Source organism: Paeniglutamicibacter antarcticus, assembly GCF_039544305.1.
Classification (GTDB): domain Bacteria; phylum Actinomycetota; class Actinomycetes; order Actinomycetales; family Micrococcaceae; genus Paeniglutamicibacter; species Paeniglutamicibacter antarcticus_C.
Genome location: NZ_BAABLK010000080.1, coordinates 1 through 8,001, shown reverse-complemented (window position 1 = coordinate 8,001; position 8,001 = coordinate 1). Strand labels below are relative to the sequence as shown.

The following is an 8,001-nucleotide window of genomic DNA, read 5'->3' as shown; positions in this document are numbered from 1 at the left end:
TTGTTTTCTGCACGCCGTTTTCAGTCCCTAGATTTTTGTACCTTAGTCAGTCAAAAATCCTAGGCAGGAAGCGGCGTGTGGACGTTAAGGCTCGCGGCTCACGCCCACGGATATGTCAGTAGAGCCACTTTAAGTTTCCCCGGGCTCGGCACGGTAGGACCGTGGAACCAGATCCGCACCTGCGACATTGTCCAGAAAATCCGCATCGATGGGTACCCCCGCGCGCAACACACTGATCTGTCCCGTTGATTCGAGGATGACGCAGGCAACCTCCGTGCGGTTACGGATCCCGGCCAGGCGCAGCTTGGAGATGATTTCCGTTTCCGAGACATGTGTGCGGCGCAGGTTCTCGGATACGATCTCGCCACCGGCCATCAGCACGAAGGCCTTATTGTTGACCAACGCCATTCCCTTGCGGTATCGGCGCAGTTGTCCGGTGGCTGCCTGCAGGGCGAGCAAGGTGACCAGCCCCAGGGCGCCGGCAGCCAACGTGGGGGTGTACCCGAGGATTGCCCGCCCTACGACCGCACCGAGAGCCACCGCGGCGGCTAGGTCGAAGCTGGAAAGGCTGGCCATCGTGCGTTGGCCCATGACCCTGATCATCACCAGGACCAGGGCGTAGAGAGCCACGGCGGAGAGTACCACTCGCGCGGCATCGGCCCACGTCAGTCCATAGTCAGTCCACATCTTGGCCCCTTCCTGCCTTGTTCCAGCCTAATACCAAAGCTGATCCCCCCGGCGTTTAGCGCACTTGTGCGTCCAATCCCGTTGGCTGCCCGACGTGGCGGAGAGAGTGATCGGGTCCTCTCTGCCGAGGGTGGCTACGCCCCGTTGGAGGTCGGGTTCCACCTGCCTAGCACGGCTGTGCCGCTGCCGCAGGGGACCTCAGGGATTCTGGTGGGTGGTCGGTCAACTGTGTGCGATGTATTCTTCCGTTCTCTCGTTGGCTTTCAACCGTTCCATGCCGGCGGGTTCTGTCGGGACGCCGGTGAGAGGTTCGTCGCCCAGGATTTCCCATGCGAAGAGCCCATACTTCCCGTCGTAGAGAAACATCGACTGGCGCGCAAAGTGGTCCTCCTTCTGGTGGTCGAAAATTCAGGGTGATGGATGCAGTTTGACCGTCGTCGCGCCAAGCGTCGAAAGAAAAGTGGTTTTCTTTGGCCAAAGCTGAGTCGCCGCGTTCCAACTGAGTGTATTTTTCGCCCTCCGGGCTGCCTCGCACGTCGATGGGTCCCACTCCGCCGGTCATCAGCACCGCCATGTCCCGGCCTTCGGCATCTTGGATTCGCAGCGATGTCGAGAACGCCTGGTGCTCTTGCCACGGTTGGAGTTCTTCTTCTTGTAGGTTCCATTCCGCCGGTGTGGTCAGGGTGGAATAACCTTCGGCAATGGCGTGGATAGTGATCTCCGGTGGCTGCGGGCCTCGTTGCTCGCATGCGGTAAGCGAGAGCACGGCAATGACCGCAAGGATCAGGATATTGGGACGCGAACTGGCGAAGTTCATGATTTCCTTGTGATACCGAAGCGAGCGGTCCACCCGGGGACCGGTTGGCGGTAAAGGTTGGATTGATCTTTTGTGAACGCGAGACGGTATTCCAGAGCGGTCCCGCCGGGATCAGCAGGTGGGGCCAAACACCGGCGAGCCGGCCGGGACCAGGACCTTCAAGGCGGCCGGCAGAACCCGGATGTGGGCCGGCAGTGCACCAACCAATTCCCCGTCGGCATAGATGTTCAATGGCTTGCTGGCTCTGATCCGCACCTCGGATCCACGCACGAAGGACACATGGCGTTGGCTCAGGTGGGTTCCGCGGTAGGAGCGCAGAAACATCGCCACGACCCCCGGGATCGAAGCGGTGCCCAGGGAGACCACGTCGAGCAGCCCGTCATCGACCCTGGCGCACGGGGCGATACGCAGCCCTCCGCCGTATTGCCCGGCATTGCCCACGGCAACAAGCCACCCGACAAAGCTGCGCGTTTTTCCGTCGACCTCAACGGTGAAGGATACGTTCCTCCACTGCCACAACGCCTTGATCCCGCCGTAGAGGTACACCAGCGGTCCCAGGTTGAGCCGGGCACGGTTGCCCAGTTCGTTGGCCAGCGCGTCGAAGCCGACATTGGCGACGCCCAGGAAGGGACGCCCGTTGACGATGCCCAGGTCCACGTCCCCGGCCAGGAGCCCAGGTATCGAATGCACGGCCTTGACCGGGTCCAGGGCCAGCCCGAGCCTGCGGGTCGTGTCATTGCCGGAGCCTCCGGCAAGAGCAAGGAGAACTGCCCCGGATTCCCGGGCGCCGGCCGCGGCGGCGCCGAGGAACCCGTCCCCGCCCAGGACCGCCACAAGGGATCCCGCAGCGGCGTTGGCTGCCCGGGTGGTGGCCTCGGCCAGGTTTTCGGTGATGTGCACGGTGGGGGCGAACCCCACCTCATGCAGGGCCGCGGCCGTTGCCTCCCAGTGCTTCAGTGCCCGGCCCCGCCCGGAGGCGGGGTTGACCAGCAGCAGGGCCGTTTCGCCCGGGGAGGTGCTCATGGCGAGATTCCTTCCGCGGCGAGGATCTCGGTGGCTCGCCCATGCGCCTTGGCGGCATCGGCGGGAACCAGGGCAAGCCGGGTGCGCCTCCCCAGCAGGTCATCGACGCTTGCGGCTCCCTCGGCACGGATCCCGAAGAGGAGCTCTGCGCCGGTGATCTCGGTTCCGGCAAAGAGCGGTTCGGCCAGCAGCGGGTCGGTGCGCCCTAATTGAGCCACGGCAGGTGCCTCGGTTCCGTAGCGGGCAACCAGTCTTGCCGGGGCGTCGATGGCGGCAAGCTCGGCACGGTTTCCGGCTCCCACCAACGGCAGTGTCTTGGTGGTGCATGGGGTGCGGACTCCCAGCCGTGCGGTGACCGCGTCCACCGCGTCTTCGGCCATCGCGCGGTAGGTGCTCAGCTTCCCGCCCACCACGGTGATCGGTTCGCCCGGAACATCGTGGATGAGGTGCCTGCGGGAAATATCCGCCGTGCCGTCCTTGGCGTTGGCCCCTATCCTGCGCACCAGCGGCCGGAGCCCGGCGAAGGCGCCCACCACCTGGTCGCGGGCCAGCGGCACGGCCAGGGCGGAGTTCAGGATCCCGAGCAGGAACCCGACGTCCTCTTCCGGGATCTGCGGATGGTGGCCGTCGCCGTGGCGGTCTTCCTCGTCGGTCAGGCCTATGTAGACAAGTCCGTTGGGCTGTGGAAGCACGAAGACGTAGCGCCCGAAGTTCCCGGGCACCGCCACGGTGTGGGCGGCGTGGGGATTGCCCAGGGTCCCGGCACGCACCACCAGATGCGTTCCACGGCTGGGGACCAGGCTCAGGGACGCATCGAAATCTCCGGCCCAGACACCGGCGGCGTTCACCACCGTCCGGGCGCGGATACCTACCGGAGACCCGGTGCGGGTGTCGGTGGCCTCGATGGAGGTGGCGGTGATCGATGTGGCGGCGAGATCGCGCACGAGGTGGGCGCCCAGCGCCGCTGCGGTGCGCAGCACCCCCAGGACCAGGCGCGCGTCATCGAGGACCTGACCGTCCCAGTAGAGCAAACCGCGGCGCAAGGCGCCCGCGTCAAGGGCGGGCACCATGGCGCAGACCGCCTTGCTGCCCAGTAGCTGCGGGCGCGGCAGTATGCTCCCGGATAGTCCCGAGGCGCGGCGCAGCACGTCGTAGACCAGCACGCCGGCACCGGCAAGGATTCCCTGGGTCCTGGGTGCATCGAGGCGCTCAGGGATCACGAACCCCAGGGGATGGACCAGGTGCGGAGCGATCACCGACATCAGCCAGCGCCGCTCCACCGCCGATTCCCAGGCGAGGGAAAGATCGCCCTTGGCCAGGTAGCGCAGCCCGCCGTGGACGAGCTTGGAGCTGTAGCCGCTGGTCCCGGAGGCGAAGTCGTTGGATTCCACAAGCGCCACCGAGAGCCCGCGGCTCGCCGCATCCAGCGCGACACCGGCCCCGGTGATCCCTCCGCCAAGAACCGCGACGTCAACAATGTTTGATTCCAGGTGCTTGAGGGAGCGATCCCTGGTGGTGTCGTTGATCCATGTAGGGTCCTTTGTGCCGCGGGCTTTCATTTGCTTCCCTGCTGCGTTGCGGGGGTCAGGTGGCTCTTGAGCATGGCGCCCAGCTCGGTGAGGCTATCCTCGAAGTCCCCACGGTTGATCAGGACCTTTGAGGACAAGGCAACACCCTGGAGAGCCAGAAGCAGCGTTATCGACGTCGAGGCGGTGGCCTCGATACTTCCATCGGCCACCCCGCGAGCCAGCAACGAGTCGATCAGTTCAAGGAGCAGCTGCTGGCTCGATCCGAACCTGTCGGTGACGTAGGGGATCAGGAACTCCGGATCGCGCTCGCCGATCGATGCCAAAAGCTGCGAGGTGGCGAACACCCGTACGCTGTTCACCGCGAAGTGCACCAGCTGTTCGCGCCCGGATCCCGCGGGGGCCTCAGTGCGCACCGACTCGGTGTGTGCGCGAAATTCCCGGGTGAGGGTTTGCAGCACGGCATTCTCCACCGTTCCCATGCGCCGGTAGAACGTCATCCGGGAAATCCCGGCGCGTTCGGCAATGTCGTTTGCCGTGGTGCGCCGCACCCCGTGCAGGATGACCGACTCCCGGGTGGCGGCGAGCAGTTTCTGATCGCCCGGGGTATTGGTACGTTGTGACATCATGTGTGACACTGTAACGCATGGTGAGCTACGTTACAGAGGAGATTCCCCCCTCGGTTTGGTACGGCTGGGGCGATCCGGCCCGGGCCAAGGCGCTGGGCGAGGGTGCGTTGGGGTTCCTGCGCACCACCCTCGGGCTCAGCGGCGTCCAGCGCGATAACCCGCCCGTCGAGCACTCAGAGGTGCGCTTGGTCCCATCGGCGCTTGGGGAGCCGGCCCTCGAGGAGCTGCGGGGTATCTGCGGCGAGGAACATGTCTCGACCGGACGCTCCGAGCGCATCCTGCACGCCGGGGGCAAGAGCACACCGGATTTGCTGCGCATCCGCGGCGGTGACGCGCTTGGGGCACCGGATGCCGTCATCTTTCCCGGCAGCTCCGAGGAAGTACGTGAGGTCCTGGGGATATGCGTGCGCCGGCGGATCGCGGTGGTTGCCTTTGGCGGAGGTACCTCGGTGGTCAGGGGAGTCGAGCCGCTGCGCGGATGCTTCGCCGCAGTGCTCACCCTTGACATGCGGCGCATGTCCAAGCTGTTGGACATCGATCCGCTCTCGCGCACCGCGAGCTTCGAAGCGGGAATCCGCGGACCGGGAATCGAGGCCGCCCTCGAGCCGCACGGGTTCACCATGGGCCACTTCCCGCAAAGCCACCAGGAGGCCACCCTGGGCGGATACGTCGCAACCCGATCGGCCGGCCAGGCCTCAACGGGTTACGGCCGCTCGGACGCGCTGGTCAAGGCGGTGCACTTGGAGACCCCCGTCGGTCCCATGGATGTCGGATCCCTGGCACCGGGCAGTGCCGCCGGGCCTAAGCTGCTCGATGTGGTGGTGGGCTCCGAGGGCACCATGGGCGTGATCACCTCGGCCACCGTGAAGATCGCCCCGCTCCCCGCCCGCAAGTCATACGGTGCGTGGTCCTTCCCGGACTTCCAGGCCGGTGCCGCCGCCTTGCGCATGCTCGAACAAGACGGGGTGCGCGGGGACATGCCCCATATTTGCCGGCTCAGCGACACCGATGAAACCGCTGCCACCTTCAAGCTCGGCGGCTTCAAGACCGGGGCGCTTGCTTCCTATCTTCGTCGCCGCGGCCAGTCGTCCCCGGCACTGGCGCTCTTTGTCTGGGAGGGCCCCAAGACCGAAACCGCCGCACGCAAGCGTCGCAGTGCGCGGATCCTGCGCGCCGCCGGAGGTGTGGGGCTCGGGCCGATGCCGGCCACGGCCTGGGAGCGCGGACGCTTCAGTGGCCCTTACCTGCGCGATGAGCTGCTCACCCGCGGCGTCTACGTCGAGACCCTGGAAACGGCGGCCACCTGGACCAAGCTGGCTGCCACCTATGCGGCGGTGCGCATCGCCATCCTCGCGGCACTGGAGGCCGGCGGTGGGCGGGGCTATGTGCAGACCCATGTTTCCCACGTCTACCCCGATGGCGCTTCACTGTACTTCACCTTCCTTGGGGGCCTGGAGCAAGACGCGCAAGCGCAAAATGCCAGAGTCAAGGAGGCGGCCTCGAATGCCATCGTTGCCACCGGAGCCACCATCACCCACCACCACGGCGTGGGACGAGACCACGCGCCCTACCTGGATGCCGAAATCGGGGAACTGGGCATCAAGGTCCTGACAGGCATCAAGGAAACCCTTGACCCGTCGGGAATCATGAACCCCGGAAAACTCATCCCCGCACCTACAAACCCAGCAGCAACCAAGGAGAAACCATGAGTGCCGTCATCGATACATTGTCAGGATCCACGGTCCTTGTCACCGGGGCCGGAATGGGCATGGGCAAGATGTACGCCCGGCTTGCCGTCAACGACCATGCAAGCCACGTGATCCTCTGGGACATCAACGCCGAGGCCCTTGAAGAGGCCGCCGCGGAACTGCGCGGCCGCGGCAGCGAAATCCACACCCACGTCGTCGACGTTGGAAGGCTCGAATCCATCGAGGAAGCCGCCGCCGAGGTACGCAACGGGCCCGGGGCGCCGGATATCCTGATCAACAATGCCGGCATTATCCGCGGGAAATACTTCTGGGAGCACGACCAGCGTGCCGACATTGCCGCGACCATGAACATCAATGCGCTGGCACTGATGCACATCACCCGGGAGTTCCTGCCCGAGATGATCGAACGCGGCCGCACTTCCAGAATCGTGAACGTCGCCTCCGCCGCCGGTTTGCTCGCCAACCCCAAGATGAGCGTCTATTCATCCTCGAAGTGGGCAGTGATCGGATGGAGCGATTCGCTGCGGCTGGAGTTGAAGCAGGCGGGACACCACCACATTGCCGTGACCACCTTCTGCCCGTCATTCATCAAGACGGGCATGTTCGAGGGTGCCCGCGGTCCGCTGCTGACCCCGTTGCTCGAACCCGGGCCGGTGACCGAACGCGTGTGGCGTGCGATGAAGGATGGTACTCCGATGCTGATGATGCCTTGGACAGTGAAGCTGAGCACCGCGTTGCGCGGGGTGTTGCCCATCGCCGCTGGGACATCGTGGCGGACCGTGTTTTCGGTGTCTATCGCTCGATGGAGAAATTTACCGGCCGCAAGTAGCCCTGTGTGCCTTGGGCCGGGCATCGATTGGGCCTTTGTATCTCTACGGACCGCGAATCCGTCTGATTGCCGTTGTCCGCGGCCGAGGGAGCCCGGCCTGCAAACCCGGTGATCGGTGTTGCTGTGAGGTCACGAAGACTAACCAAACTGATGTTCGAGTGTGGTTGTGGATAACTCCAAAGTGTCGTTCATGTCTACTATAATTGGGGTATGGCAAAGACGTCATCAAGCAGTGCAACTGGCCCCAACACTTCCGGCGTTGATACCCAGGACCTGTCCTACGCGGCTCTCGTGGAGCACGGGGTGGACATGGATTCCATGGTGTCCGAGCACATCGCCCATAGCGGCGTAGCCGGGCTGAGGATCCTCGCCCAAGTCCTGAACTCATCGGCGGTGCAGCTTGATCCCTACGCAGCCATCGAAACCCTCGGCGCACTTGAGGCGTTGAAATGCTCGGCCAGCGCCAAGCAATCGGACCAAGTGGTCGCCTTCGAGAATGAAGTCTCAAGTGACCGGGTGGCCCGCGGAATCCGTGAGAAGAACCCCACCTGGGGTATTCGTGGCGATGTGGCGCTGGCCTTGCACCTCTCCCCTCGACGCGGTGTCGAATTCGTGAACTACTCCCGGATCCTCATCGAGGACCTACCCCAAACCCTTCAGGGATTGCGCGACGGGATCCTGACCAAGGCGCAGACCCGGGTGATAGTCAGCGGCATCCGCCACCTGCGGACGGAAAACCGCAAGATGATCGATGAGTTGCTCTGGGAGGAACCGCACAAGT

7 protein-coding genes and 1 pseudogene are annotated in these 8,001 nt (G+C 64.6%); 3 read left to right on the top strand and 5 right to left on the bottom strand.

Features of this window, described 5'->3' with window-relative positions; translation table 11 throughout:
* Positions 1–129: 129 nt before the first annotated feature.
* The 5 genes from ABEA12_RS15500 to ABEA12_RS15480 form a co-directional block, all read right to left on the bottom strand.
* Positions 130–687: a DUF421 domain-containing protein gene (locus tag ABEA12_RS15500; RefSeq protein WP_210100647.1), complete on the bottom strand. Its 558-nt coding sequence runs from the start codon at positions 685–687 to the stop codon at positions 130–132.
* A gap of 166 nt (positions 688–853) precedes the next feature.
* The gene (locus ABEA12_RS15495) at positions 854–1,504 is read right to left on the bottom strand and encodes a hypothetical protein (RefSeq protein WP_210100648.1); all 651 of its coding nucleotides are present in this window, start codon (positions 1,502–1,504) and stop codon (positions 854–856) included.
* A gap of 111 nt (positions 1,505–1,615) precedes the next feature.
* Positions 1,616–2,527 carry a diacylglycerol/lipid kinase family protein gene (locus tag ABEA12_RS15490; protein WP_210100649.1) on the bottom strand — a complete coding sequence of 304 codons (912 nt, stop codon included), beginning with the start codon at positions 2,525–2,527 and terminating at the stop codon, positions 1,616–1,618.
* Positions 2,524–4,086 carry a glycerol-3-phosphate dehydrogenase/oxidase gene (locus tag ABEA12_RS15485; protein WP_210100650.1) on the bottom strand — a complete coding sequence of 521 codons (1,563 nt, stop codon included), beginning with the start codon at positions 4,084–4,086 and terminating at the stop codon, positions 2,524–2,526. Before ABEA12_RS15485 ends, ABEA12_RS15490 begins: the two co-directional genes overlap by 4 nt.
* The gene (locus ABEA12_RS15480) at positions 4,083–4,682 is read right to left on the bottom strand and encodes a TetR/AcrR family transcriptional regulator (protein WP_210100651.1); all 600 of its coding nucleotides are present in this window, start codon (positions 4,680–4,682) and stop codon (positions 4,083–4,085) included. The genes ABEA12_RS15485 and ABEA12_RS15480 overlap by 4 nt, the downstream gene beginning before the upstream one ends.
* A 17-nt stretch (positions 4,683–4,699) precedes the next feature.
* On the opposite strand from ABEA12_RS15480, the gene ABEA12_RS15475 reads away from it, so the two are divergent.
* From ABEA12_RS15475 to ABEA12_RS15465, 3 genes and pseudogenes are all read left to right on the top strand, one after another.
* The gene (locus ABEA12_RS15475; protein ID WP_210100652.1) at positions 4,700–6,391 is read left to right on the top strand and encodes an FAD-binding oxidoreductase; all 1,692 of its coding nucleotides are present in this window, start codon (positions 4,700–4,702) and stop codon (positions 6,389–6,391) included.
* Positions 6,388–7,332: an SDR family NAD(P)-dependent oxidoreductase gene (locus ABEA12_RS15470; RefSeq protein WP_345468874.1), complete on the top strand. Its 945-nt coding sequence runs from the start codon at positions 6,388–6,390 to the stop codon at positions 7,330–7,332. The genes ABEA12_RS15475 and ABEA12_RS15470 overlap by 4 nt, the downstream gene beginning before the upstream one ends.
* A 98-nt stretch (positions 7,333–7,430) precedes the next feature.
* A pseudogene (locus ABEA12_RS15465) lies at positions 7,431–8,001 on the top strand (HNH endonuclease); the annotation flags it as partial.